This is a genomic window from Embleya sp. AB8, assembly GCF_049739465.1.
Lineage (GTDB): Bacteria > Actinomycetota > Actinomycetes > Streptomycetales > Streptomycetaceae > Embleya.
Genome location: NZ_JBMHHY010000022.1, coordinates 136,151 through 161,991 on the forward strand (window position 1 = coordinate 136,151; position 25,841 = coordinate 161,991).

The 25,841-nt window shown below is 70.9% G+C and carries 27 protein-coding genes; 13 read left to right on the top strand and 14 right to left on the bottom strand.

Annotated elements, in window-relative coordinates:
- Positions 1–17 precede the first annotated feature (17 nt).
- The gene (locus ABIA38_RS30465) at positions 18–563 is read left to right on the top strand and encodes a DUF2087 domain-containing protein (RefSeq protein ID WP_424642085.1); all 546 of its coding nucleotides are present in this window, start codon (positions 18–20) and stop codon (positions 561–563) included.
- Between the two features lie 26 nt (positions 564–589).
- Here the strand turns inward: ABIA38_RS30465 and ABIA38_RS30470 are convergent, their stop codons facing one another.
- Positions 590–1,366, bottom strand: a complete 777-nt coding sequence (locus tag ABIA38_RS30470; protein ID WP_424642086.1) for a DUF4097 family beta strand repeat-containing protein — start codon at positions 1,364–1,366, stop codon at positions 590–592.
- 257 nt (positions 1,367–1,623) lie between these two features.
- Between ABIA38_RS30470 and ABIA38_RS30475 the strand changes: the two genes are divergently transcribed.
- Positions 1,624–2,139, top strand: coding sequence for a DUF2231 domain-containing protein (locus ABIA38_RS30475; protein WP_424642087.1), 516 nt, complete (start codon positions 1,624–1,626; stop codon positions 2,137–2,139).
- 25 nt (positions 2,140–2,164) lie between these two features.
- Here ABIA38_RS30475 and rsgA read toward each other — a convergent pair whose 3' ends face one another.
- Both rsgA and aroA read right to left on the bottom strand, forming a co-directional pair.
- Positions 2,165–3,205 (bottom strand): ribosome small subunit-dependent GTPase A, encoded by a 1,041-nt coding sequence (gene rsgA / locus ABIA38_RS30480; RefSeq protein ID WP_424642088.1) that lies wholly within the window; start codon positions 3,203–3,205, stop codon positions 2,165–2,167.
- 11 nt (positions 3,206–3,216) lie between these two features.
- Complete coding sequence (aroA, locus tag ABIA38_RS30485) at positions 3,217–4,494, bottom strand: 3-phosphoshikimate 1-carboxyvinyltransferase (RefSeq protein WP_424642142.1); 1,278 nt, start codon at positions 4,492–4,494, stop codon at positions 3,217–3,219.
- Between the two features lie 70 nt (positions 4,495–4,564).
- On the opposite strand from aroA, the gene ABIA38_RS30490 reads away from it, so the two are divergent.
- The 4 genes from ABIA38_RS30490 (at position 4,565) to rsrA (ending at position 7,118) form a co-directional block, all read left to right on the top strand.
- Positions 4,565–5,335 (top strand): SOS response-associated peptidase, encoded by a 771-nt coding sequence (locus ABIA38_RS30490; protein ID WP_424642089.1) that lies wholly within the window; start codon positions 4,565–4,567, stop codon positions 5,333–5,335.
- Between the two features lie 34 nt (positions 5,336–5,369).
- Positions 5,370–6,017 (top strand): alpha/beta family hydrolase, encoded by a 648-nt coding sequence (locus tag ABIA38_RS30495; protein ID WP_424642090.1) that lies wholly within the window; start codon positions 5,370–5,372, stop codon positions 6,015–6,017.
- Between the two features lie 148 nt (positions 6,018–6,165).
- On the top strand, positions 6,166–6,801 hold the full coding sequence (locus ABIA38_RS30500) for a sigma-70 family RNA polymerase sigma factor (RefSeq protein WP_063744985.1): 636 nt from the start codon (positions 6,166–6,168) through the stop codon (positions 6,799–6,801).
- Positions 6,798–7,118, top strand: a complete 321-nt coding sequence (rsrA, locus tag ABIA38_RS30505; protein WP_424642091.1) for a mycothiol system anti-sigma-R factor — start codon at positions 6,798–6,800, stop codon at positions 7,116–7,118. The genes ABIA38_RS30500 and rsrA overlap by 4 nt, the downstream gene beginning before the upstream one ends.
- 117 nt (positions 7,119–7,235) lie before the next feature.
- On the opposite strand, the gene ABIA38_RS30510 is transcribed toward rsrA, so the two are convergent.
- The 5 genes from ABIA38_RS30510 to ABIA38_RS30530 form a co-directional block, all read right to left on the bottom strand.
- Positions 7,236–7,430: a hypothetical protein gene (locus ABIA38_RS30510; protein ID WP_424642092.1), complete on the bottom strand. Its 195-nt coding sequence runs from the start codon at positions 7,428–7,430 to the stop codon at positions 7,236–7,238.
- A gap of 9 nt (positions 7,431–7,439) precedes the next feature.
- On the bottom strand, positions 7,440–8,003 hold the full coding sequence (locus ABIA38_RS30515) for a GNAT family N-acetyltransferase (RefSeq protein WP_424642093.1): 564 nt from the start codon (positions 8,001–8,003) through the stop codon (positions 7,440–7,442).
- 196 nt (positions 8,004–8,199) lie between these two features.
- On the bottom strand, positions 8,200–9,234 hold the full coding sequence (gene bioB / locus ABIA38_RS30520; protein WP_424642094.1) for a biotin synthase BioB: 1,035 nt from the start codon (positions 9,232–9,234) through the stop codon (positions 8,200–8,202).
- A gap of 6 nt (positions 9,235–9,240) precedes the next feature.
- Positions 9,241–9,966, bottom strand: a complete 726-nt coding sequence (gene bioD, locus ABIA38_RS30525) for a dethiobiotin synthase (RefSeq protein ID WP_424642095.1) — start codon at positions 9,964–9,966, stop codon at positions 9,241–9,243.
- Positions 9,967–10,293: 327 nt separating this feature from the next.
- Positions 10,294–11,061, bottom strand: coding sequence for a GntR family transcriptional regulator (locus ABIA38_RS30530; RefSeq protein WP_026219623.1), 768 nt, complete (start codon positions 11,059–11,061; stop codon positions 10,294–10,296).
- A 344-nt stretch (positions 11,062–11,405) separates the two neighbouring features.
- Here ABIA38_RS30530 and ABIA38_RS30535 point away from each other — a divergent pair, with 344 nt between their 5' ends.
- The 5 genes from ABIA38_RS30535 (at position 11,406) to ABIA38_RS30555 (ending at position 17,462) form a co-directional block, all read left to right on the top strand.
- On the top strand, positions 11,406–12,707 hold the full coding sequence (locus tag ABIA38_RS30535; protein ID WP_424642096.1) for an extracellular solute-binding protein: 1,302 nt from the start codon (positions 11,406–11,408) through the stop codon (positions 12,705–12,707).
- Positions 12,708–13,050: 343 nt separating this feature from the next.
- Complete coding sequence (locus ABIA38_RS30540) at positions 13,051–13,935, top strand: carbohydrate ABC transporter permease (protein WP_424642097.1); 885 nt, start codon at positions 13,051–13,053, stop codon at positions 13,933–13,935.
- On the top strand, positions 13,932–14,765 hold the full coding sequence (locus ABIA38_RS30545) for a carbohydrate ABC transporter permease (RefSeq protein ID WP_424642098.1): 834 nt from the start codon (positions 13,932–13,934) through the stop codon (positions 14,763–14,765). Before ABIA38_RS30540 ends, ABIA38_RS30545 begins: the two co-directional genes overlap by 4 nt.
- 6 nt (positions 14,766–14,771) lie before the next feature.
- Positions 14,772–16,238 carry a glycoside hydrolase family 3 protein gene (locus tag ABIA38_RS30550; protein WP_424642099.1) on the top strand — a complete coding sequence of 489 codons (1,467 nt, stop codon included), beginning with the start codon at positions 14,772–14,774 and terminating at the stop codon, positions 16,236–16,238.
- A gap of 153 nt (positions 16,239–16,391) precedes the next feature.
- Complete coding sequence (locus ABIA38_RS30555) at positions 16,392–17,462, top strand: SIS domain-containing protein (protein WP_424642100.1); 1,071 nt, start codon at positions 16,392–16,394, stop codon at positions 17,460–17,462.
- A gap of 337 nt (positions 17,463–17,799) precedes the next feature.
- Here ABIA38_RS30555 and nagA read toward each other — a convergent pair whose 3' ends face one another.
- Together nagA and ABIA38_RS30565 are read right to left on the bottom strand one after the other, a co-directional pair.
- On the bottom strand, positions 17,800–18,957 hold the full coding sequence (gene nagA, locus ABIA38_RS30560; protein ID WP_424642101.1) for an N-acetylglucosamine-6-phosphate deacetylase: 1,158 nt from the start codon (positions 18,955–18,957) through the stop codon (positions 17,800–17,802).
- A gap of 167 nt (positions 18,958–19,124) precedes the next feature.
- Positions 19,125–20,303 carry an 8-amino-7-oxononanoate synthase gene (locus ABIA38_RS30565; RefSeq protein WP_424642102.1) on the bottom strand — a complete coding sequence of 393 codons (1,179 nt, stop codon included), beginning with the start codon at positions 20,301–20,303 and terminating at the stop codon, positions 19,125–19,127.
- Positions 20,304–20,381: 78 nt separating this feature from the next.
- On the opposite strand from ABIA38_RS30565, the gene ABIA38_RS30570 reads away from it, so the two are divergent.
- Entirely contained in the window at positions 20,382–21,851 is a 1,470-nt protein-coding gene (locus ABIA38_RS30570) for a sensor histidine kinase (protein WP_424642143.1), read from the top strand.
- A 194-nt stretch (positions 21,852–22,045) separates the two neighbouring features.
- Here ABIA38_RS30570 and ABIA38_RS30575 read toward each other — a convergent pair whose 3' ends face one another.
- Both ABIA38_RS30575 and ABIA38_RS30580 read right to left on the bottom strand, forming a co-directional pair.
- Complete coding sequence (locus ABIA38_RS30575; RefSeq protein ID WP_020557388.1) at positions 22,046–22,300, bottom strand: WhiB family transcriptional regulator; 255 nt, start codon at positions 22,298–22,300, stop codon at positions 22,046–22,048.
- Positions 22,301–22,615: 315 nt separating this feature from the next.
- Entirely contained in the window at positions 22,616–23,545 is a 930-nt protein-coding gene (locus ABIA38_RS30580) for a diacylglycerol/lipid kinase family protein (protein ID WP_424642103.1), read from the bottom strand.
- A gap of 82 nt (positions 23,546–23,627) precedes the next feature.
- On the opposite strand from ABIA38_RS30580, the gene ABIA38_RS30585 reads away from it, so the two are divergent.
- Positions 23,628–24,062 (top strand): hypothetical protein, encoded by a 435-nt coding sequence (locus ABIA38_RS30585; RefSeq protein WP_424642104.1) that lies wholly within the window; start codon positions 23,628–23,630, stop codon positions 24,060–24,062.
- 175 nt (positions 24,063–24,237) lie between these two features.
- Here the strand turns inward: ABIA38_RS30585 and ABIA38_RS30590 are convergent, their stop codons facing one another.
- Positions 24,238–25,332 (bottom strand): RNA polymerase sigma factor SigF, encoded by a 1,095-nt coding sequence (locus ABIA38_RS30590; protein WP_424642144.1) that lies wholly within the window; start codon positions 25,330–25,332, stop codon positions 24,238–24,240.
- Positions 25,221–25,664: an anti-sigma regulatory factor gene (locus ABIA38_RS30595; RefSeq protein ID WP_424642145.1), complete on the bottom strand. Its 444-nt coding sequence runs from the start codon at positions 25,662–25,664 to the stop codon at positions 25,221–25,223. The genes ABIA38_RS30590 and ABIA38_RS30595 overlap by 112 nt, the downstream gene beginning before the upstream one ends.
- Positions 25,665–25,841 lie beyond the last annotated feature (177 nt).

The following is a 25,841-nucleotide window of genomic DNA, read 5'->3' on the forward strand; positions in this document are numbered from 1 at the left end:
AGTCCTACCCTGGGGACATGGGTCCGGCCGACGAACCTGCGGAACTGCTCCGTCTCCTCGCCGACGACGCCCGGTTGAAGGTGTTCGCCGCGTTGGTTCTGGAGGCCCATCTCAGCTCCGAGATCGCCGATCGGGCGGGGCTGCCGCTGCGGGACACGATCAAGGTGCTGGCCAAACTGGAGACGGCCGGGCTGGCCGCGCGCGCCGGCGACGGATGGCATGCGTGCCCCGAGGCGCTGGCCCAGGCGGCGGCCGGGATGGGCGAGGAACCGGACGACGCGTTCGCCGACCGCGGCCCGGCCGAGGCGGCCGTGTTGCGGACCTACCTGGTGCGCGGCCGGGTGCGCCAGTTGCCCGTGCAGCGGGCCAAGCGGCTGGTCGTCCTGGATCACGTCGCGGGCAGCTTCGAACCCGGCGTGCGCTACGACGAGGAGGAGATCGTCGAGACGCTGCGCCGCTTCATGGACGACCACGCGGCGCTGCGCAGACACCTCGTGGACGAGGGCTTCCTGGGCCGCGAGGGCGGCGTGTACTGGCGCACCGGCGGGTCGTTCGTGGTCTGAGCGCGCGGCCTGCTTGGGGTGACGTGCTAGCGGACCGGGGCCCGATCGAGGGTGATCCCGCCGTTGGAGGTCCCGACGTCGATCGAGCGTTTCGAGCGCGAGTCGTTGTCGATCCCGTTCTCGATCCCACCGTTGCCGCTATGGGTCCTCACCTGGTACGTGTTCTGGTCCTCGGGCACGGTGACCCGCACGCCGCCGTTGTCGGTCCGCACCCGCACGTTGCCGGGAGCGGAGTCGAAGCGCAGGCGGACGCCCCCGTTACCGGTTTGGACCCAGACCTGGTCGGCATTGACCCGAGACGTGGTGATGCCGCCGTTGTCGCTGGTCAGCCGCAGATTTCCGGTGCTGTCGGAGACGTCGAGGTGACCGTTGTCGGTGCTGAACGTCAGGTCCTGCCGTAGTCCGCTGGCGCTGATGCCGCCGTTGTCCGAGGAGACGTCGAGCGGGACATTCAGCGGCACCTTGATCCGGTACGACCCGCCGCACGCGATGCCGAAGAAGGACGGGCAGTGCAGCCGGAGCTTGAGCCGGTTGCCCTCCAGCGACCAGGTCGGGTCGGGGCCGTTGACGCTGTCCGTGAGCTTCCGGTCCACCGTGACCTTGCCCGGCTCACCCGGCTCCAGGGTGACTCCGCCGTTGTCGGTGTCGATGACCAGGTTGTTCGCCGTGAACGGGAAGATCTGCTGGGCGCGGACGTCGTGTTGGGAGAGCGCGGCCATCGCGGTCCATCCGGCCAGCACGATCCCGGCGATGGTGAGGAGACCACCGAAGAAGATCAGTGACGTCCGTAGCGGCCTTTTCATGACACTCTCCCCGACAGGTGATGCGAAGCTGACCAACTGTATGAGCGCGCGCCCCGGGACCGGCATCCGGTGGTCACCCGAACCCGGGGTAGGGCTGGCCCCCCTGTGCGGACCGTGACCGGCCGCGCGTGGCGGGTGTTCGACCCGGGGTGAACCCGGGCACTCTGGGAGCCGTCGTTCTGTGCGAGGGTCGTTTTTTCTCCCATGGACCGCCGACACGACAACCGCGGACCCCGACTGATCAGGAGTGCCGATTCATGTTCGACACCGTCTCCGGCCTGCCCCTCCACGTCCTGGTCGTGCACCTGGCGGTGGTCATCGTGCCGGTGGCGGCGATCGCGAGTGTGCTCGTGGCGGTACGCCGGCCGTGGTTGTTGCGCGCCGGGTGGTGGGTGGTCGGGCTGGACGCGGCCGCCGCGCTCACCGCGTATGTCGCCAAGCTGAGCGGTGAGAAGTTGCTCGCCCGGCTGGACCGGCTCACCGACGGGCAGCGCGCCGCCGCGGTGCAGACGCACGTGGACCGCGGCCAGGACATGCTCTGGTACACGCTGGGCCTGCTCGGCATCACGCTGATCCTGCTGCTCGTCGCCCGGCACCGGGCCGCCGCCACCTTCCGGCCGCGGACGATACCGCCGATCGTGGTGCCGATCGTCGCGGTGCTGACCGTGGTGGGCGCGGTGCTCGCGGTGGTCCAGGTGGTGCGGGTGGGCGAGTCCGGGTCCAAGGCGGTCTGGCACGACACGGTCAAGAACAGCCAGGCGCCGGTCCAATGATCGGCTCCCGAACCGGCGGCGCCGGTCAGTCGCCCTCGTCCCGCTCGCGCGTGCTCAGCAACCGGCGCAGCGAGTAGAGCCGCGCCGGGTCGGCGTGCCCCGCGGCCACCCACGCGTCGAGGGCGCAGTCCGGCTCGTCGTGCGAACAGGCCCGCGGGCAGCCCTCGGTGCCGGCCGCCAGGTCCGGGAAGGCGTTGATCACCCGGCTGAGGTCGACGTGGTTGAGCCCGAACGAGCGCACACCGGGGGTGTCCACGACCCAGCCCTGGTCCTCGCCCGGCTCGAAGACCGGCAGGCGCAGGGTCAGCGCCGACGTGGTGGTGTGCCGGCCGCGACCGGTCACCTCGTTGACGTGCCCGACCGCGCGCTGATGCGCCGGCACCAGTTCGTTGACCAGCGTGGTCTTGCCGACGCCGCTGTGCCCGACGAACACGGTGACCTTGCCCGCCAGGCGGGCCCGGATCGGGTCCAGGTCCCAGTTCGACGCGCTCTTGGTGACCACGTGCTCGACGCCGAGCGCGCCGTACATCTCCAGCAGGTCGTCCGGGGCGGCGAGGTCGGCCTTGGTCAGCACCAGCAGCGGTTCCAGGCCCGCGTCGTAGGCCGCGACCAGGCAGCGGTCGATCAGGCGCGGGCGCGGCTCGGGGTCGGCCAGCGCGGTGACGATCGCGAGCTGGTCGGCGTTGGCCACGATGATCCGCTCGTACGGGTCGTCGTCGTCCGCGGTGCGGCGCAGCGTGCTGCGGCGTTCCTCGACCCGGACGATCCGGGCCAGCGAGCCGTCCTCGCCGCTGAGGTCGCCGACGATGCCCACCCGGTCGCCGACCACGACGCCCTTGCGGCCCAGTTCGCGGGCCTTCATCGCGGTGATCGAGCGGTCCGGCGCGTCCTCGTCCTGGAGCAGGCACGTGTACCGGCCGCGGTCCACGGTCAGCACCCGGCCTTCGCGGGCGTCCTCGTGCTTGGGCCTGGTGCGGGTGCGCGGGCGTGAACCGCGCTTGCCCGGCCGGATCCGGATGTCGTCCTCGTCCAGGTCCCTGCGTCGGTTCGAACCGAGTCCCGCCATGGTCTTGCCTCTCAGCCGCGTCGCGCGGTCAGCATGCGGGTCCACAGGCCGGTGAAGTCGGGCAGGGTCTTCGCGGTGGTCGCCACGTTCTCCACCTCCACCCCCGGGACCAGCAGGCCCAGCACCGCCGCGGCGGTGGCCAGGCGATGGTCGTCGTAGGTGTGGAAGACGCCGCCGTGCAGCGGGCGTGGCCGGATCTCCAGGCCGTCCCGGATCTCGTTGACGTCGCCGCCGAGGTCGTTGATCTCCTTGACCAGCGCGGCCAGCCGGTCGGTCTCGTGCAGCCGCAGGTGGGCCACGCCGGTCAGCCGGCTGGGGCCGTCGGCCAGCGCCGCGACCGCCGCGATCACCGGGGTCAGCTCGCCGACGTCGTGCAGGTCGGCCTCGATGCCGTGCACCGCGCCGCCGCCGGTCAGGGTCAGCCCGGCCGGGGTGAGCACGCACGAGCCGCCCATCTCGGTGAAGATCGAGCGCAGCCGGTCACCGGGCTGCGTGGTGTGCTCGGGCCAGTCGCGCACCGTCACCGAGCCGCCGGTGACCAGCGCGGCGGCCAGGAACGGGCCGGCGTTGGACAGGTCCGGCTCGACCACCATGTCCCGGCCGAGGAGCGCGCCGGGGGCGACCCGCCAGACGTTCGGCTCGGCGTCGTCGACCCGGGCGCCGGCCGCGCGCAGCATGTCCACGGTCATCGCGATGTGCGTCATCGAGGGCACCGAGCCGCCGGTGTGCCGGACCTCGACGCCGAGGTTGAAGCGCGGCCCGGACAGCAGCAGCGCGCTGACGAACTGCGACGAGTTCGACGCGTCGATGTGCACCACGCCGCCCTCGACCCTGCCGCCGCCGAGCACGGTCATCGGCAACCGGGCCTCGCCCTCGTCGTCGATCCGGGTGCCCAGGTCGCGCAGCGCGTTGATCACCCCGTCCAGCGGGCGCTCGTAGGAGCGCGGGTCGCCGTCGAAGCGCACCGGCCCGTCGGCGAGCGCCGCGACCGGCGGCAGGAAGCGCATCACGGTGCCCGCGTTGCCGCAGTCCACGGTCGCCGGGCCGGTCAGCCCGCCGGGCAACACGTACCAGTCCGCGCCGCGGTCCTCGATCACCACGCCGAGCGCCCGCAGCCCGGCCACCATCAGCAGCGAGTCGCGGCTGCGCAGCGGACGGCGGACATGGCCGGGACCGTCGGCGAGCGCGGCCAGCACCAGGGCGCGGTTGGTCACCGACTTGGAACCGGGCACCTCGACGGTGGCGGTCACGGGAGCGGAGGCGACAGGGGCGGACCACAACGCAGACATCACGTCCCAAGCCTAGTGGTTTGGCCGCCCGGCCCCCGATGTGCTTCGGCTACGTGGCACCCTGGACGCCATGTGCGGCCGGTACGCGTCCAGCAAGAGCCCCGAGGACCTCGTCGAGTTGTTCGAGGTCGATCGGTTCGACCCCGCGGACGAACTCCCACCCGACTGGAACATCGCGCCGACCAAGCAGGTCTACGCGGTCCTGGAACGCCCGGTCGAGTCCGGCGGCCCGCCCGCCCGGCAACTGCGCTCGGTCAAATGGGGCCTGGTGCCGTCCTGGGCCAAGGACCCGGGCCAGGGCGCCAAGATGATCAACGCGCGCTCGGAGACCGTGCACGAGAAGCCCGCCTACCGGAAGGCGTTCGCCGCGCGGCGGTGTCTGCTGCCGGCCGACGGCTACTTCGAATGGCACACCCCGCAGACCGCGCCGGACGGCCCCAAGGGCGCCTCGCGCAGGCAGCCGTACTGGATCCACGCGGCGGACGGCGCCGAGGTGGCCTTCGCCGGGCTGTACGAATGGTGGCGCGACCGCAGCCGGCCGGACGACGACCCGCTCGGCTGGTTGTGGACGTGCACGATCCTGACCCTGGACGCCGATCCCGAACTCGCCCGGATCCACCACCGGATGCCGCTGGTGCTGACCCGGGACAGGTGGGACGGGTGGTTGGACCCGGCGTGGACCGAGCCCGAGGAGATCCGGGGGCTGCTGGTGCCGCCGCCCACCGGGTTCATGACGGCGCGTCCGGTCTCCACGGACGTGAACAACGTGCGCAACAACGCGCCGCGTCTGCTCGACGCGATTCCCGAGGACGAGGTCACCGTTGACGCGACGCTCTTCTGATCGGGTCGGTTCGGCCGATGCCGCGGCGCCGGAGGTGTTCGACGTCGACACGCCGGTCGGGCTCGCGCGGGTGACCCTGCATCGGGCCGTCGGGCCGGCCCGTGCGTGGTTCGTGGTGAGTCACGGTGCGGGCGGTGGGATCGAGGCGCGCGACCTGGTCGCGCTCGCCGCGGCGCTGCCCGGGCGCGGGATCCACGTGGCCCTGGTCGAGCAGCCGTGGCGGGTGGCCGGGCGCCGACTCGCGCCCGCGCCGAAGACGCTGGACGCGGGCTGGCGGCCGGTGCTCGTCGAGATCGCCCGGCGCAACGCGGCCGAGGGCCTGCCCGTGTTCGGCTCCGGGCGCAGTGCCGGTGCGCGGGTCGCCTGCCGCACCGCGGGGGACACCGCGGTGGCGGGTGTGGTCGCGCTGGCCTTCCCGCTGCATCCACCCGGTCGGCCGGAGCGTTCGCGCTTGGCTGAACTGCTCGGCGCCGGTGTGCCGACTCTGGTCGTACAGGGCGAACGGGACACGTTCGGCGGCCCGCCGGAGTTTCCGGCGGACGGTCCGACGGTGCTCGCGGTGCCGTTCGCGGACCACGGATTCGCCGTTCCCAGGCGTGCCGAGATCACTCAGGAAGCGGCATTGGCCCTGATCACAGCGGGTGTCGGCGATTGGCTGGTGGCGGCGAGCGCACGGGAATGATCCGTGTCGACGTCGTGTTCCCACCACTGTCAAGCGTCGACGAGTGGAGGTCCCTCCCATGCTCAAGGCCGCCGGTTCGGTTGTCCGAAACGAGGCACCGTTTCTCGCCTGGCCCGAGTGGGGTGCGGGCACCGACCAGCCTCGGGCGATATCGTCGACTCCTGGCTTGAAGGAGGTGGGTCTCGTACCGGAGACCTTGGAGCAGCAAGACGCGCGGTTCGAGCGGGACGCCCTGCCGTTCCTCGATCAGTTGTATTCGGCGGCGCTGCGGATGACCCGCAACCCCGCGGATGCCGAGGACCTGGTCCAGGAGACGTTCGCCAAGGCGTACGCGTCGTTCCACCAGTTCAAAGAGGGCACCAACCTCAAGGCCTGGCTCTACCGCATCCTGACCAACACCTTCATCAACTCCTACCGCAAGAAGCAGCGGCAGCCGCTGGAATCGCATGCGGAGGAGATCGAGGACTGGCAGCTGCACCGCGCCGAGTCGCACATGTCCACCGGACTGCGCTCGGCCGAGGCACAGGCGCTCGATCACCTGCCGGACTCCGACGTGAAGACGGCCCTCCAGGCCATCCCCGAGGAGTTCCGGATCGCGGTCTACCTCGCCGACGTCGAGGGCTTCGCGTACAAGGAGATCGCGGACATCATGGGTACTCCCATCGGGACCGTGATGTCGCGCCTGCACCGCGGGCGGCGCCAGCTTCGCGATCTGCTGGCCGACTACGCACGCGAGCGCGGCCTCGTCCCCGCAGGCACCGACCGGAAAGGCTCGGACTCATGAGCTGCGGTGACCACCACGAGGTGGACTGCGCCGAGATCCTCGGGCACCTCTACGAGTACATCGACAACGAGCTGGCGGACGCGGACTGCACGAGCATCCGCACCCACCTCGACGAGTGCTCGCCGTGCCTGGACAAGTACGGCCTCGAACAACAGGTGAAGGAACTCGTGCACCGCTGCTGCGGGCGCGACGAGGTGCCTTCGGAACTGCGTTCCAAGGTGCTGGAGCGGATCAAACTGGTGCGTGTCGAGGTGGACGCGCAGCGGGTGTCGGTCGAGGAGACCGTGGTCGAGGTGGAGCACCCGGGTCGGGCGTGATCGGTTTACCCACCCGCTCCACTTGCTCCTCCCGTTGCCTCCCGTTCGGCGGCTGGAGTCTCGGGGGCCTCGGGGCGTTCCGGTCGGGCCCCGAGGCCCACGGCACGGCGCGGCCCTTCAGGGCGACGTGCGCATCCCGTGTTCCACGCACTTGGCCGTCCAGCCCCGTGGGGTCACCTGCACCGTCATGCGGCGGCGACACTCGGCGCAGTAGCGCGGGGGTTCGAGTTCGCGGCGGCGTGCGCAGGTTTCGTGTGCGGGGCCGGACAACGGGTCGCCGCAGTGGTCGCAGAAGGTCGTACGTGTGCTCACGGGCGTAGGTTACGGCTGCGCCGGCTCGCGGAGGTCCTTGAGGTAGCAGAACAGTTCCACCTCGGGCACCGGCCACCAGTCGCGCTCGGGTGCGCGGTGGAAGCCCATGCGGGCGTAGAGGCGATGCGCCGCCCGCATGTCCCACACGGTGGAGATCGCGACGGCGGTGAAGTGGTACTTGCGGGCGCGTTCGAGGCACGCCTCGACCAGTGCCTCGCCGATGCCGCGCCCGCGTGCGGCGGGGGTGACCGCCAGCATCCGGAACTCGCCTTCGCCCTCGCGGGAGACCTCGGCGTAGGCGCTGCCGGGCAGCACGAACGAGACGGTGCCCAGGATCTCCCCGGTGTGCTCGTCCACGGCCACGAGGAGTTCGGCGTTGTCCGCGCGGTGCGCGGCCTTGCGCAGGTCGTCGACGTAGTGCCGGTCGGCGGCGAGCAGACCCGCGTAGCCCGCGACGGTCACCTCGCCGACCGCCTCGTATTCGTCCGGACGGGCCTGGCGGATGCGGACGCCTGCGGGTGCGGCGAGCTGGTCGTGGGGTCGGGCCGCGGCGGCGGAGCCAGGAGGATTCATAGCCGCCCAGTTTACGCCGCCCGGGAGACCCCGATGGTCGCTCGCGGGTGGACCGCCGCCGGAGCGGCGCGCCCGTTCGGCGGGTACGGCCCGCCGGCGGCGCACGCGCGCCGCGACGCCGTGCCGGCGGCAACCGGTCCGCGCGGCCGCCGGGTTGTCGGGCGGGGCCGCCGCCGGGGCGGCCCCGCCCGCGGCACTACAGGGTCTGGTTCAGCGCCTTGACCGGCATGCTCAGTTCGTCGAGCAGCGCCAGGTCGGCGTCCGCGCCGCGGCCCAGCGTGGTCAGGTAGTTGCCGACGATCACCGCGTTGATCCCGCCGAGCAGGCCCTCGCGCGTGCCCAGGTCGCCGAGCGCGATCTCGCGACCGCCCGCGTAGCGCAGGATGGTCCGGGGCAGCGCGAGCCGGAAGGCGCCGATGATCCGGAGCGCCTCGCGCGGCGCGAGCACCTCCTGGTCGGCGAACGGGGTGCCCGGGCGCGGGTTGAGGAAGTTCAGCGGCACCTCGTCCGGTTCCAGTTCGGCCAGCTGGCCGGCGAACTCGGCGCGCTGCTCGACCGATTCGCCCATGCCGACGATGCCGCCGCAGCACACCTCCATGCCTGCCGCGCGCACCATCCGCAGGGTGTCCCAGCGTTCCTCCCACGTGTGCGTGGTGACCACGTTGGTGAAGTAGGACCTGGCCGTCTCCAGGTTGTGGTTGTAGCGGTGGATGCCCATCTCGGCCAGTTCGTCGACCTGTTCCTGAGTGAGCATGCCGAGCGAGGCGGCGATGTTGATGTCGACGACCTCGCGGATCGCCGCGACGCCCTCGCGCATCTGCTTCATCAGGCGCGCGTCCGGACCGCGCACCGCGGCCACGATGCAGAACTCGGTGGCGCCGGTCGCCGCGGTCTCCTCGGCCGCCTTCACCAGCGTGGGGATGTCCAGCCAGGCGGCCCGGACCGGGGAGGGGAACAGCCCGGACTGCGAGCAGAAGTGGCAGTCCTCCGGGCAACCGCCGGTCTTGACCGACACGATGCCCTCGACCTCGACCTCGGGCCCGCAGTGCCGGACCCGGACCTCGTGCGCGAGCTGGAGCAACTCCTCCAGCCGCTCGTCCGGCAGGGTGAGTACGGCCAGCACCTGCTCGGCGCTCAGGCCGCGGCCCTCGTCGAGGACCTGTCGCCGGGCCACGGTCAGGATGTCGTCGGTCACGGTCTGCGTACGGTCACTGTCGAGGGTTTCCGTCATGTCGCTTCACCTCGCGGTCGGATCCTGTATGGCGCGGAACGCGGCCGGGTCGAAGGTACCGCCCAGGGCCGGTGCCAGACTCGCGCGGGCGGTGAGCAGGAAGTCGGCCGGATGCAGCGAACCGGCGCCGGCGGGCAGCACCCCGGCCAGCGGGCGGGCGGCCAATGTCTCCAGATCCCGGACGTTGCAGCGCATCGCCAGGTCGGGCGCGGCGGGCCAGGACCCGATCACCACGCCGATCGGGTCCACGCCGCGATGGGCCATCGACTCCAGGGTGAGCGCGGTGTGGTTGAGCGTGCCCAGGTCGGGGCGGGTGACCACGAGTACCCCCGCCTTCAGCTCGTGGGCGAGGTCGGCGATCGTGGTGCCCTCGTCGTCGAAGCGCACGAGCAGGCCGCCCGCGCCCTCGACGATCACCAGGTCGGTCGTCTCGGCCAGCGCGCGGACCCGGTCGGCGACGCCGTAGAGGTCCACCGGCGGCAGGCCGGAGACGCGGGAGGCGGCGGCGGGGGAGAGCGGGTCGGGATAGCGCGAGTATTCGTGCAGGTCGGTCACCCCGGCCAGGCGGCGCACATCCGCGAGGTCGCCCGGCTCGTCCGGCGCCACGCCCGTCTGGGACGGCTTGACCACCGCCACGGTGCCACCGCGCACGGCCGCGATGGCCGCGACGGCCGCCGTGACGATCGTCTTGCCCACGCCGGTGTCGGTACCGGTCACCACGAGAATGCTCATGACCGTTCAGAGTAGGGCGTGCCTTCGGGCCCCCGTCGGATCAGGCCGTCGTGGGCTCGACCGGGCCCGAAGTCACCCCCCGGGACCTTCGGCCCGCCGATTGTGGACCTGTGGCCCCTGGCGGCGGCGCGGACCCGAGGGACCATGGAAGCGGTGAGCGTACGGCCCGGCGGGGCGGTGCGACTCGCCGAACCAGCGGCCCGCTGCACGGGGCTGTAGGAGCGAACGGCAATCCTCCGGCCATCGGCCGGGTGGTCCGGGGCGACCCGGGGCACCCGGCCGATGGCATGCGGTGGACCGTGAGGGTGGATCGGGGCGCGGCCCGGTTCACTCCTGGGGACGACGCAGCCGGGCGACGAACTTGTACCGGTCGCCCCGGTAGACCGAGCGGACCCACTCCACCGGTTCGCCGTCGGTGTCGAAGCTGTGTCGGGACAGCAGCAGCAGCGGCAGCCCCACGTCGGTGCCGAGCAGGCCGGCCTCGCGCGGGGTGGCCATCGCGGTCTCGATCGTCTCCTCGGCCTCGGCCAGGTGGACGTCGAAGCCGGCCGACAGGGCCCGATACAGCGAGTTGTGCTTGGCCAGGTGCTTGCGCAACCCCGGGAAGCGCTTGGTGGAAAGGTGAGTGGTCTCGATCGCCATCGGCTCGGAGTTGGCCAGCCGCAGGCGCTCTATCCGCAGGACCCGGTTGCCGGGCCGGATGGCCAGCCGCTCGGCGAGGTGGTCGTCACACGTGATGTAGCCGATCTCGATCAGCCGAGAGGTCGGCTCCAGGCCCTGGGCCTGCATGTCCTCGGTGTACGACGTCAACTGGAGGCTCTGTGCGACCTTGGGCTTGGCGACGAAGGTGCCCCGCCCCTGGGCACGCTCCAACCGGCCCTCGATCACCAGCTCCTGGAGGGCCTGGCGCACGGTGGTGCGGGAGATGTCGAACTGCGCCGCGAGGGTTCGCTCGGGTGGCACGGGCGTGCCCGGTGGCTGGGTGTTGGTCAGCTCCTGAAGATGGCGCTTGAGGCGGTAGTACTTGGGCACGCGTGCGCTCGGTTCGAGGCCGGGGTCGCCTCCTGCCGTCGCACTGTCCGCCGCGGTTGTGATCGCGTGTTCCGCCGTCACCGGTGCCCTCCTGACACGTTCGGTCCCCATCGTGGCACGACCACCGATCCCCCCAGGACCAGGAGCGCGGATGTCGGTCCGATAACGGCGCGGGTTCGCCGTCTACGGAACCTTGACACCCCAATTGGTCTATGCCAACCTCCGAAATGGTCTAAACCATTGATGGTCACCGCGCAACCCTCGTCCCTGGTGCGTCGGTGTTTTCCCATTTCGAGTCCCCTCCCCAGTGGGGGACTCGGTCGATCCGCGCACCTTCACGGATCCGACGGGGAAACAGCGACAACTCCATACCGAACTGCGGTGCCCGACATCCTGAGGAGGATGTAGTGAAGCGTCGTCTTCTCGTCGCGGCCGGTGTCGCGGCGGCGCTGACCGGTGTTGCCGCCTGTGGGTCCGACAGCAGCAGCGATGACAACAAGAAGGAAACCAAGGCGCCGGGCGCGAGCGCGCCGGCCGGCAATGCGAGCGGCAAGACGGTCCGCGTCTGGCTGATGAAGGGTTCCGCCCCCGACGACTACATCGCCGCGCTGAAGACGAAGTTCGAAGGGGACCACCCGGGCGCCAAGCTGGACGTGCAGATCCAGCAGTGGAACGGCATCGGGCAGAAGATCACCGGCGCCCTCGCCAGCAACGACGCCCCCGACGTCATCGAGGCGGGCAACACCCAGATCGCCCAGTACGGCGCCTCGGGTGGGCTCAAGGACCTCAGCTCCAAGGTCTCCGACCTCGGCGGCAAGGACTGGCTGACCGGCCTGTCCGACCCGGGCAAGGTGGACGGCAAGACCTACGGCATCCCGTTCTACGCCGCCAACCGGGTCGTGGTCTACAACAAGGACCTGTTCGCCAAGGCTTCGGTCCAGCCGCCGAAGACCCGCGCCGAGTGGATCGAGACCACCAAGAAGCTCAACACCGGCGACCAGCAGGGCATCTACCTGCCGGGTCAGAACTGGTACTTCTACGCGGGCCTGCTCAAGGACGAGGGCGCGGACATCGCGACCAAGGCCGGCAGCTCGTGGAAGGCCAACCTGGACGGCGCCCCCGCCGTGGCCGCGTCGGGCTTCTACAAGGAGCTCCAGGCCCTGGGCAAGGCGGCCAAGGACGGCGACGAGAAGACCCAGCCCGAGGTCGTCGCGGCCGACGGCGGCAAGATCGCCCAGTTCATCGCCGTTCCCGGCGAGGCCGAGACGATCATCAAGTCCAACCCGGCCCTGAAGGACAAGTTCGGCTTCTTCCCGATCCCGGGCAAGGACGCGAGCAAGGCCGGCGCCGCCCTCACCGGCGGCTCCGACCTGATGATCCCCGAGGCGTCGAAGAACCAGGACCTGGCCTACGACGTCATCAAGCTGATCAACAGCGACGAGTGGCAGACCAAGCTCGCGCAGGCGACCAAGCAGCTCCCGAACAAGACCACGCTCGGCTCGGCCGTCACGGCCGACCCGGGTGGCGCGGCGATGATGGAGGGCGCGAAGAACGGCTTCGCCACCCCCAACTCGCCGAACTGGGCCTCCGTCGAGGAGAACAACCCGATCAAGGCGTACCTCACCAAGGTGATGACCGGCGGCGACGCGGCCGGCGCCGGCAAGGAAGCCAACGCGTCCATCGAGAAGACGCTGAACACCAAGAACTGACGTGACGCGCGCGCCCGAACCGACGACCGGATCGGGCGCAGCGCAGTCGGGCCGAACGACCGGCTCCCGCCGCGGGGTCATCCCTCGCGGCGGGACCGGCCCGGCCCACCCGGCGCGGCCCGCCGGCGGACCCCCGTCGCCGGCTCCGCGCCCTCGGCACGTCCCGCCACCGGGCCGGACGGACCGCCGCCCCAGACCCCCGACACCGAACAACGGGAAGGCAGCTGTGTCAGCCTCCAAGGCAGATGCGGTGGTCGCGACACCTACGCAGCCCCCGCGCAACCAGTCACCGACGGGTGCCAGACGCGCAACGAAGCCCCCACGCAAGTCGGGGATCGTCAAGATGGTCACCCCATACCTTCTTGTCGCGCCATCGATCCTCGGGATCGCCTTCCTGCTGTTCTATCCGGTGGTCCGGAACGTCATGTTGTCGTTCCAGCATTACCGCTTCAAGCAGCTGATCTCCCGATCGGCCGACTACGTCGGCTGGGAGAACTACCAGACCGTCCTCAAGGACAGCGAGTTCTGGGACGTCACCCGGCGGACCTTCTACTTCACCGCCGTCAACGTGATCGCGGTCATGGTGATCTCCACGCTGTGCGCGCTGATGCTGATGAAGCTCGGCAAGACCATGCGCATCGTGATGCTGATCGGCCTGATCGCCGCGTGGGCGACCCCGGTGATCGCGGCCACCACGATCTTCAAGTGGCTCTTCCGCTCGGACAACGGTGTGGTCAACTGGGCGCTGGTCAAGCTCGGCTTCGACTACGACGGCTACACCTGGTTCGCGCACGGCACCTCCACGCTGGTGGTGGTGACCCTGCTCATCGTGTGGCAGTCGATCCCGTTCGCGACGCTGACCCTGTACGCCGGTCTGACCACCGTGTCCACCGACGTCTACGAGTCGGCCCGGCTCGACGGCGCGGGCCCGGTGCGGATCTTCCGCTCGATCACCTTCCCGATCCTGCGCCCGATCTTCGCGCTGGTGGCCTCGCTCGAAGTGATCTGGATCTTCAAGTCGTTCGCCCAGATCTGGGCGATCGCCGGCGAGAACGGACCGATCAACGACGTGCGCACCCTTCCCGTGTACGCGTACCAGCAGGGCATGTCGCTCAAGTTGTTCGACATGGCCGGCGCGATCTCCACGATCACCGTGCTGATCCTCGTGGTGATGCTCGTCTTCTACTTCCGTCAGATGTTCAAGCAGGAGCGGGAGGCCGACAAGTGAAGGCGCGCACCCTGAAGCGGATTCCGCTCAATATCGCGGCGCTGCTGGTCTTCGCCGTGTCGATCTTCCCGGTCTACTGGATGGTCCTCACCGCGTTCAAGCCGGCCAAGGACATCCAGACCAGGACGCCGAAGTTCCTGCCGAGTTCCATCTCGTTCCACAACTTCGACACCGCGATCAACACACCGCACTTCTGGGACTACTGGCGCAATAGCCTGCTCGTTGCGGGCTGCGGTGTCCTCCTGGCGTTGGTCGTCGCGTGCTTCGCGGCATTCGCGGTGGCGCGCATGCAGTGGAAGGGCCGGGCGCCCTTCATCCTGATGGTGTTCATCGCGCAGATGGCGCCGTGGGAAGCGCTGATGATCCCGATGTACCTGATCGCGCGCGACAACGACCTGCTCGACTCGCTGCCGATGCTCACCGCGATCTACTTCGTGATGACCCTCCCGTTCTCGATCGTGACCCTGCGCGGCTTCCTCGGCGGCATCCCGGTCGAGCTGGAAGAGGCCGCCCGGGTGGACGGCTGTTCACGCTTCACCGCGTTCCGCAAGATCGTCTTCCCGCTGCTCGCCCCGGGTCTGCTCTCCACGTCGCTGTTCGGCTTCATCACCGCGTGGAACGAGTTCGCGTTCGCCAACGCGCTGCTGCTGAACAAGCCGGAGCAGAAGACCCTGCCGACCTGGCTCAACTCGTTCAGCAACGGGCTGACCATCGACTGGGGCGCCATCATGGCCGCCTCGACCCTGTTCATGCTTCCGGTACTTGCGATCTTCCTGGTGTTGCAGGGCAAGGTCACCGGCGGTCTCACCTCCGGCGCGGTAAAGGGCTGATCGACGATGTCCGAACGTATCGAGCGGCTCGCGCTCGCCGTCCTGCAGCCCGGATTCGACGGGCTGACCGCGCCCGAGTGGGTGCGCGGGCAGATCGCCGCCGGGCTGGGCTCGGTGGGCCTGTTCGGTCGCAACATCGCGACCCCCGAGCAGGTCACCGCGCTGACCGAGGAACTGCGCCGGGAGAACCCGGACCTGGTCGTGGCGATCGACGAGGAGGGCGGCGATGTCACCCGCATCCACGTCAACACCGGCAGCCGTTGGCCGGGCAACCTGGCCCTGGGCGTGGTGGACGACACCGCGACCACCGAGGCGGTCGCGCGCGGCCTCGGTCGCGAGTTGGCCGCCTGCGGGGTCAACCTCAACTGGGCGCCGTCGGCCGACGTCAACTCCAACCCGGACAACCCGATCATCGGCGTGCGGGCCTTCGGGGCCGAGCCCGAGCTGGTCGCCCGGCACACTGCGGCCTATGTACGCGGATTGCAGTCGGCGGGCGTGGCCGCGTGCGTCAAGCACTTCCCCGGCCACGGCGACACCGCGATCGACTCGCACCACGGCCTGCCGCTCGTGGACGTCTCGCGCGAGACGCTGGCCACGCGTGAGCTGGTGCCGTTCCACGCGAGCATCGCGGCCGGCACCAAGGCGATCATGAGCGCGCACATCCTGCTGCCCGCCTACGACACCGAGCTGCCCGCGACGCTCTCCCGGAAGATCATGACCGGGCTGCTGCGCGAGGAACTGGGCTACACCGGCCTGATCGTCACCGACGCGATCGAGATGGGCGCGATAGCCGACACCTACGGCATCGCCGACGGCACGGTCCGGGCGATCGCGGCCGGCGTCGACGCGGTGTGCGTGGGCGGCGGGCTGTGCGACGAGGACACCGTGCTGCACCTGCGCGACGCGCTGGTGGACGCGGTCCGCGAGGGCCGGCTGAGCGAGGAGCGGTTGGCCGACGCGGCCGGGCGGGTGCACGCACTGGCCGCGTGGGCCAAGGTGGGCGCGGCCGAACCGGTGGACTACGCGCTCGGCTTGGACGCGGCCCGGCGTGCGGTCCGGGTGACCGGTACGGTGACGCCGATCGACCGGCCGGCGCATGTCGTGGAGTTGTCGCCCACCGCCAATATCGCGGTCGGCGAGCAGACCCCGTGGGGCCTGGCCCCCGTACTGGCGGACGCGCTGCCCGGGACCACGGTCACCCGCGCCCGGGCCGCCGAGCCGCAACTCGTCGAGGACGTGCTGCGGGCGGCGGCCGAACGTCCGCTGGTGCTGGTGGTGCGCAACCTGGACCACCACGCCTGGGCGACCGAGATCGTGGCGGGCCTGCTCGCCGCGCGGCCGGACGCCGTCGTGGTCGAGATGGGCATCCCCGGAGCTGCCACTCCGGGCGCCGCCCATCTCGCCACGCACGGCGCGGCCACCGTCTGCGGAATCGCCGCGGCGGAGATCCTGACCGGCCGCCGGCTGGCCTGAGGGTCTGTGACTCGGCCCGATCCGGGGACCGGACGGCGCGTCCGTACGACTGTGAATCCGTACGACACGCGGCGTCCGGTCCTGGTGAACCTGCTCGACACCGGGAAACCGGACACTGTGCAACAGCACATGGAATCAACGGAAGGCCGCACCATGTCCGCCACCGACGACCGTGACGTCTCGGCACCCGACCGGGGCACCATCATGTCCGCCGAGATGGCGGAGCAGCCTGCCGTGCTGCGCCGGATCCTGGCCGAGGGCGCGCCCGCGATCCGGGCCGTCGCGACCGAGATCGCCGCGCGCAACCCGCGGTTCGTACTGCTGACCGCGCGCGGCACCAGCGACAACGCGGCGCTGTACGCGAAGTATCTGATCGAGGTATTGCTGGGCAAGCCCGCCGGGCTCACCTCGATGTCGACCACCACGGCGTACGGCGCCGAGCCCGACCTGACCGACTGCCTGGTGATCACCGTCTCGCAGTCCGGCGGCTCGCCCGACCTGGTGGCCTCGACCGAGGCGGCCCGCAAGGCCGGCGCGATCACCCTCGCGGTGACCAACAACCCGCGCTCGGCGCTCGCCGCGGTCTCCGAGTTCCACATCGACGTGCTGGCCGGCCCGGAGAAGGCGCTGCCCGCGACCAAGACGTACACCGCGGAACTGCTCGCCCTGTACCTGTTCGTCGAGGGCCTGCGCGGCGGCGACACCTCGCCCGCCGACCTGCTGCCCGCGCTGGCCCAGGACATCCTGGACCGCGGCGCGGAGGTCGCCGAACTGGCCCAGCGCTACCGGTTCGCCCAGCGGCTGGTGATCACCTCGCGCGGCTACGGCTACCCGACGGCGCGCGAGGCGGCGCTCAAGATCATGGAGACCAGCTACATCCCGGCCCAGCCGTTCTCCGGCGCGGACCTGCTGCACGGTCCGTTGGCCATGGTCGACAACGTCAGCCCGGTGATCGCGGTCGTCCCCGACGGCAAGGGCGGCGACGCGCTCCAGCCGGTCCTGGACCGGCTGCGCGGTCGCGGTGCGGACCTGATGGTGATCGGCACGGCGGACCAGGTCGGCCGGGCGTCGGCGGGCTTCGTCCTGCCGGAGGGCGTGGCCGAGGAGGTGCAGCCGATCCTGGAGATCATCCCGCTGCAGCTGTTGGCGTACGAGGTCACCATGGCGCGGGGGCTGGACCCGGATGCGCCCAGGGCGCTCGCGAAGGTGACGGAGACGCGGTAGCTCCGCGCGTGGGTTCGATGCTCGTGGCCACATGGCCCTGATGGGTCCGGGGGACCGGGGCTTTGTGGCTGCGGCAGGCTCGGGTGTGCACCTTGCCGTTGCGTTTTGGTCGGGTCGGGATGTGTACCCGCCCGCTCCACCCGTTGCTTTTGGCGTGATGGCTGGGGTTTCAGGGGCTGCGGGGCGGTCTGGTCCGGCCTCGCAGCCCTTCCGGGGTGGTTGATCGGGCTTCGCTCGCGACTCGGGTTCGGCGGACGGCGGTGAGCGCGACTCGGGCCCATCCGCTTGCTCGGCTTGCGGCTCCCGGCCTGATGGCGGTGCGTCGCTCGGGTCGGGCTCAGGCCCCCGCTGCCTCGTAGGCGACCACGCCGCCGACCCAGGTCTTCAGGACCTGCCAGTCGTCGCTCCACCACACCAGGTCCGCTGCCGCGCCTGCCGTGATTCGGCCCAGGTCTTTGCGGCCCAGGGCGTCGGCCGGGACCTTGGTGGCCGAGGTGAGGACCTTGGCCGGGGGGTTGGCCAGGCCGATCAGGTTGCGGACGGCCTGGTCCAGGGTCAGCGCCGAGCCGGCGATCGTGCCGTCGGGGTTTCGGGGGACGTCGCCTTCGACCAGGGTCACGTCCACGTCGCCCAGGCGGTAGCGGCCCGGGGGCATGCCTGCCGCGGCCATCGCGTCGGTGACCAGCGCGGTGCGTTCGCCGGCCACGCGCAGGACCAGGGAGCAGACCGGGCCGACCACGTGGTGCAGGTCGGCGATCAGGCCGGGGGTCAGGCGCGGGTCGCTCAGGGCCGCGCCGACCACGCCCGGTTCGCGGTGGCCGAGGCCGCGTTGTGCGTTGAACAGGTGGGTGACCATGGTCGCGCCCGCGTCCGCGGCGGCGGACATCTCGGCGGCGGTCGCGTCCGTGTGTCCGGCCGAGACTCGGATCCCCGTGGCGACGATGCGCCGAATGGCGTCGAGCGCACCGGGTAGTTCCGGCGCCAGTGTGATCAGGGTCAGCGCCTCGCGGACCGCGTCGTCCAGGAGCAGTCGGTCGACCAGCTCCGGGGTGGGCTCGCGGAGGTACTGCGGCGGGTGGGTGCCGACCCGGGCGGGGGACAGGAACGGCCCCTCCAGGTGCACGCCCAGGTCGCGCGCGATCGGCTCCACGGCGAATTTGGCGCGCAGCTCGGCGGCGCGCACGAGCGCCGCGGTGAGCGTGTCCAGGTCGCCGGTGATGAAGGTCGGGCAGAAGGCGGTGACCCCGGTCGACGGGAGCTTCGCGGCCACCTCGCGCCACGCGGTCGCGTCCGCGGCCACGAAGTCGTGCCCGAACGCGCCGTTGAGCTGTACGTCGATCAGGCCGGGGGTGAGCACGCCGTGCGGCAGCCGTACCGCGTCGGGGCCGCCGGGGCCCTCGGTGACGCCGGTGATCCGGCCCTGTTCCACCCTCACCTCGGTCGGGCCGACGAGCTTCCCGTCCACAAGCACGCGAGGTGCCCCAATGCCGGCCACGCGTGCCCTTCCTTCCCTGCGGGACCGCTACGCGGCCGAACGTTCGGCGGCCTCCCGGTGCGGGCCGGGAGGCCGCCGCCCATTTTGGTTCAGACCAATCCTGGTTGTCTAGACCAATGCCGAGGAAGGTGGCGAAGGATGTACCGAGGGTGTGCGGGAATTTCGGGTCAAAGGGTGGCGAAGCGCAGTGCCTCCAGAGCGCGGGTCAGGTCCGCCGAGGTCAGGTCCGCGCGCGCGGCCAGCCGCAGCCGGGAGATGCCGTCCGGCACGGACGGCGGGCGGAAGCAGCCGACCAGGACGCCCGCCTGCGCACACCGCGCCGCCGTGTCGAAGGCCGCTTGCGGCTCGCCGATCAACACCGAGGCCACCGCGCCCGCCGGCTCCGTCACCCGCAGGCCCGACTCCCGGACGCCGGCCGCCAGCGCCCGCGCGTTCGCCCGGACCGTGTCCGCCAACCCCGGCTCCGCGCGCAGGATCCGCAGCGCGGCCAGCGCCGCCGCGACGCTCGCCGGGGCCAGACCCGTGTCGAAGATGAACGGCCGGGCCGCGTCGACCAGATGCTCCACCACCCGGCGCGGCCCAAGGACCGCGCCGCCCTGCGCGCCCAGCGCCTTGGACAGGGTCGCGGTCAGCACCACGTCGTCGGCGCCCGCGAGGCCGGCCGCGTGTACCGCCCCCCGGCCGCCCGCGCCGACCACGCCGAGGCCGTGCGCCTCGTCCACGAGCAGGACGGCGCCAGATCGCCGTGTGACGGCCGCAAGCTCGGCGAGTGGGGCGATGTCCCCGTCCACCGAGAAAACCGCGTCCACGACCACCAGGGCCCGTTCCTCGGCCCGTTCCGCCAGCACCCGGGCCACCGCCTCGACGTCGCGGTGCCCGGTGATCGCCACCCGGGCCCGGGAGAGCCGGCACGCGTCCACGATCGACGCGTGGTTGATCGCGTCCGAGACCACCAGGCCGCCCTTGCCGACCAGGCCCGCGATCACGCCGAGATTGGCCAGGTAGCCGGAGGAGAAGACCAGCGCCGCCTCGGCACCGGTGTGCTCGGCCAACTCGGCCTCCAACTCGGCGTGCAGCGCGGTGGATCCGGTCACCAGTCGGGAACCGGTCGAGCCGGCGCCCCAGGTGCGCACCGCGGCCACCGTCGCCTCGATCACCCGCTCGTCCCGGGTCAGCCCCAGGTAGTCGTTTCCGGCCAGATCCAATGCGGTCGCACTCGCCTCGCGCGGGCGCAACCGGCGGCGCAGTCCTGCCGCCACCCGTTCCTTCTCGCGCAGGTCCAACCAGTCGAGCGGGTGACCGCCGCCGCCGAGGGCCGGCCGGGACGTGGGCGATTCGGTGGACATCGAAACCTCACAGGTGCGCCGGAGTGGGGCGGCCAGGATCGCAGGCCGGTCGGAAAGTACGCTGCGCGTGTGCCCTCCATGAACGATCTCGTCCGCCGCCACGGCACGCTGCCCGCCGCCGATCTGGAGTGGCTGCACCTGCTGGTGTCCGAGTGGCAACTGCTCGCCGACCTGTCCTTCGCCGACCTGGTGTTGTGGGTGCCCACCGGCGATGGGCAGTACGTCGCGGTCGCCCAGATGCGGCCCAACACCGGCGCCACCTCGCATCAGGACGACCTGGTCGGCGACTTCGTCCCGCGCGGCCGGCGGCCGATGCTGGACGCGGCCCTGGACGAGGGCCGGATCGTGCGCGAGGGCGATCCGGAATGGCGCGACGACGTACCGGTACGGGTCGAGGCGATCCCGGTCTCCCGCGAGGGCCGGGTGATCGGCGTGATCGCGCGCAACACCAACCTGCTCACCGCGCGCACCCCGAGCCGGCTGGAACTGACCTACCTGCAAAGCGCCGCGGACCTCGCGCAGATGATCGCCGCAGGGACGTTTCCGCATGCCGGCGAACTGCTCGACATGGACGCCTCGCCGCGCGTGGGCGACGGCCTGATCCGGCTCGACGCGGACGGCATCGTGCAGTACGCGAGCCCCAACGCGCTCTCCGCCTACCATCGGCTCGGCCTGAGCACCGACCTGGTCGGCTGCCACCTGGGCCGGATCACCGCCGAACTCGCCCCGCACGAGGGCCCGGTCGACGAGGCGATCTCCGCGGTGGCCAGCGGCTGGGCGCCGCGCGAGACCGAGGTGGAGACGCCCGCCGCGGTGGTACAGCTGCGCGCGATCCCGCTCAAGCCGCGCGGTCAGCGGATCGGCGCGATCATGCTGCTGCGCGATGTGACCGAACTGCGCCGCCGCGAGCGCGAGCTGATCACCAAGGACGCCACCATCCGGGAGATCCACCACCGGGTGAAGAACAACCTGCAGACGGTGGCCGCGCTGCTGCGCCTGCAGGCCCGAAGGATGGACGCGCCGCAGGCCCGGGCCGCGCTCGAGGAGGCGGTCCGCCGGGTCGGCTCGATCGCGATCGTGCACGAGACGTTGTCCCAGACGCTGGACGAGCGGGTGGACTTCGACGAGATCGCCGACCGGGTGTTGTCCATGGTCACCGAGGTGGCCGCGTCCTCGATCCGGGTACGCACCGCCCGCCACGGCAATTTCGGCGAACTGATCGCGGAGACCGCGACCCCGCTGGCGATGGTGCTCACCGAGTTGTTGCAGAACGCCCTGGAGCACGCGTTCGAGGATCAGGGCGCCACCGGCCGGGTCGGCACCTTGGAGGTACACGCCGAACGGCGTGCGGAACGCCTGCTGATCACCGTCACCGACGACGGGATCGGACTGCCCGCCGACTTCGATCCGCAGGTGTCCGGAAATCTCGGTCTACAGATCGTCCGCACCCTGGTCGGCAGCGAACTCGCGGGCCGCTTCGACATGGTGGCCAATCCGGCCGGCGGCACGATCGTCACCCTGGACCTGCAACTGCGCCAGCGCCGCTGATCGAAAACGCGCGCGGCGGGCGAATTCGCGTGCGGTCCGGCCGAATTCCGCCGACCGGGCGAATACCGGGACAACGGCCCCGCCGGGAAAAGCAGTTGCCCCGCCTTGGTCCGACCGGACCCTGACGGGGCAACTGCTGGTAAAGCTTCGGTTTCCGGTGATTCAGTCTCCGGAGTGTTCAGCCTTCGTGGTGATCAGGCGGAGGCGCGGGCGCGGTTGCGGGCGGCGCGGCGCTTGAGAGCGCGACGCTCGTCCTCGCTCAGACCGCCCCACACACCCGCGTCCTGACCGGACTCGAGAGCCCAGCCCAGGCACTGCTCCATCACGGGGCAACGGCGGCAGACCGCCTTCGCCTCCTCGATCTGAAGCAGAGCGGGACCGGTGTTGCCGATCGGGAAGAACAGCTCCGGGTCTTCGTCACGGCAGGCAGCAACGTGGCGCCAGTCCATGCGGTCCAACTCCTCGTGGGTCAGCGGGGGCTTCCGGCCCCGCTGTGGCTTGTGAATGTGAACGCTTTCACGAACCCCCCGACAAGCATGGGGCCGACGAAGTCGGTCCCCAGGTTTGGCAGTGGATTCGGGCGGTGAAGATGACCTTTCGGCCACGTCCCTGCCGCCTCGTAGAGCCTTACAAACCTGGGCCGCCGATACAACCCCCTTGGGCCAGGATTTTTTAAATCATCGGTGTCGACTAGGTCACACCACTACATCGAAGGGGTGAACCCGGTATTTGCGTTCGAGTGAAAGGCCAAAAGGCCCTTCCACTCACACAATCACACGCAGTGCACGGGGAACCCCCCGGAAGGTCACACTCCGATGTTCTCCCAGATGGTCCCCATCGACCTGAAGGGAAACAGGTTCTTCAGCCCGAAGAGTGAACGCATCGCAGTCGTGCAGGGACACGACGTGACGCCCATGTGGAGCATTACCTGTCGCGGCCAGCATCTGGGCCAGATGGCGCAATGTGGGCAGTGTTGACATCCGAGTGAGCGCGAAGAGGTCCAATCCGGTGTCATATGACGCTTGTGGACACGGATTCAGCGGCCGGTTGCGCAAAAACGTCCACGGCACCGTGTTCTGCACTATGCCCATGGAGATTCCCTCGATCGGGTCGCGGCCCGGGACCTCCAGGGTGAGCGGCCCGTGCCGGCGCGCGGCGCGACCGCCGACGAAGCGGCTCACCGCCGAACGCACGTACAACCCGTGGGTGGCCCGCCGGCCGCCGGCCCGGTGCCGCTCGACCCGGCCGACCACCTCCGCGTCGAAACCCAACCCGGCGCAGAACAGGAACCAGCGCTCGTCGGCCAGCCCCAGGCCGATCTCCCGACTGCGCCCCGCGCGCAGCGCCTCTATCAGCATGCCGGTCGCCTCGACCGGCTCGTTGGGCATCCCGAGCGAGCGGGCGAAGACGTTGGTACTGCCGCCCGGCACCACCGCCACCGCGGGCAGCGAGGGGGCGGGTCCGGCCACGAGCAGACCGTTGACCACCTCGTTGACCGTGCCGTCGCCGCCGAGCGCGATCACCAGGTCGAGGCCGTCGTCCGCGGCCTGTCGGGCCAGCTCGGCGGCGTGGCCGCGGTGCTCGGTGCCGACCACGTCGAGCTTGAGGTCGCCGGCGAGCGCGTGCGCCAGCACGTCCCGGGTCCGCTCACTGGTGGTCGTGGCGTTGGGGTTGACGACGAGAAGGGCGCGCATGGACGACAGCGTATCGACGTATCTACCGGCCGGTAGCCCGCCCGTGGCCGGGGCCGGTCCGGGCCCCGGTTACAGTCGTGTGGTGACCGAGAGCCCATCCGCCCAGGACCAGTCGGACCCCGCCGGGGCCCTCCCCCGCACCTGGCGCATCTGCACCGCGGTGGTCGGTGTGGAGGCGTTCGCACTCCTCGGGTACTCCCTTTACCTGACCTTCCGCAGCGAGTTCGGCCATCCGAGCAACTCGTCGGAGGGTGTCGCGATCGGGATCTATCTGCTGATCCTGGCCGCCGGGATAGTCGCCGTGCTCGTCGGCATGTTGCGCGGTCGGCGCTGGAGCAGGTCGCCGGCGATCACGGCCAATCTGATCGTGGTCGGCATGGGTTGGTATCTGATCAAGGCCGACCAGTCGGCGATCGGCATCCTGACCATGATCGTGGGCGCGGCCACCATCGGCTTCCTCGCCACACCGAGCATGTACAACGCGCTCGAGGCGCGGCACCGGACTCGCGGGGCCTGAGCGGACGACGGCGGCGGGGCCCGGCCCCGGGGGGGGGGGGGGGGGCCCCCGGGGGGGGGGGGGGGGGGGGGGGGGGGGGGGGGGGGGGGGGGGGGGGGGGGGGCGGCCGGGGGGGGGCGGGCCCCCCCCCCCGCCGCCGTGCTCGGGTCAGGTTCGGCTCGGGGTGCGCCGCGGGCTACTCCTCGACGAGCAAGCGCTCGCGCAGTTGCGCGAGGGTGCGCGCGAGCAGTCGCGAGACGTGCATCTGCGAGATGCCGACCTCCTGGGCGATCTGCGACTGCGTCATGTTGCCGAAGAAGCGCAGCAGCAGGATCTTCTTCTCGCGCGGCGGCAGTTGCTCCAGGAGCGGCTTGAGCGACTCGCGGTATTCGACCCCCTCCAGCGCGTCGTCCTCGGCGCCGAGCGTGTCGGCCACCGCCGGGGAGTCGTCGTCGGTGTCCGGGACGTCGAGCGAGAGGGTGCTGTAGGCGTTCGCCGATTCCAGGCCCTCCAGCACCTCCTCCTCGGAGATCCCGAGTTGTACGGCCAGTTCGGCCACCGTGGGGGAGCGGCCGTTGCGCTGGGAGAGCTCGGCGGTGGCCGAGGTCAACGCGAGCCGCAGTTCCTGGAGCCGGCGCGGCACCCGCACCGCCCAGCCCTTGTCCCGGAAGTGCCGCTTGATCTCGCCGACGATGGTCGGCGTCGCGTACGTCGAGAACTCCACGCCGCGCTCGGAGTCGAACCGGTCGACCGACTTGATCAGGCCGATCGTGGCCACCTGGATCAGGTCGTCCAACGGCTCGCCGCGATTGCGGAACCGCCGGGCCAGGTGCTCGACCAGCGGCAGGTGCATCTCCACCAGCCGGTCGCGCACCGCGGCCCGCGCGGGCGGATCCGATTCCAACTGCGCGAGCTGCGCGAACAGGCCGCGCGCGATCTCCCGGTCGTGGGCGTGGCGTTCGGAACCGGCGCGCCGCCGGTTCGGCACCGCGTGACCCGGGCCCCCGGTGCCGGCGGGCGGCGCCGGACCGTCCGGGCCGGCCGCCTCGACGCCACCGTCCATCGTCATACTCGCGTCGCTCACCATGCCCTCACCCTCCCCTCGGCCGCGCCCGGCGGCCTCGTCGGGTGAGGCCGCGCTCGGCTGCGGTTCGTTGGCCGCGCCTTCAACACCACTGCTCACGTCTGCTCCGGCCCGCCACCGCGCTTCTTGTGCAGGCTGATGCTGACCACCTTGTCCTGGCTCACCGTGGCGTCCACCTCGCCGGCGAGTGCCGACAGGACGGTCCAGGCGAACGTGTCGCGCGCGGGTGTTCGACCGTCGGTGGTCGGTGCGGACACGGTCACGTGCAACGCGTCGCCGACCAGGTTGAACACGCAGGAGAGGACTCCGCCGGCCACCGCCTGGTCGAGCAACATCGCGCACGCCTCGTCGACCGCGATGCGCAGATCCTCGATCTCGTCCAGGGTGAAGTCGAGACGGGCCGCGAGGCCCGCCGTCGCGGTGCGCAGGACGGAGAGATAGGCACCTTCGGCAGGCAGTCGGACCTCGACGAAGTCACGCTGTCCGGTGCCGGCTTCGTCCGCCGTGTGTGCGGATCGCTGGGACACCCTCACCTCCAAGGTGCTGCTGTGGGTGGCCGCCGCCGGGCGATCACCACCGATGTCGGGGGGAACCCCAGCGACGCTACCGCGCCGGCCGACAACTGTCGTCATCGATGCGGGAACGTGAGCCGGAACGACCGGGGCGGCTTCTACCCGACGGTACGTCACGATATGTGATTTGACGAGTACGTAGTG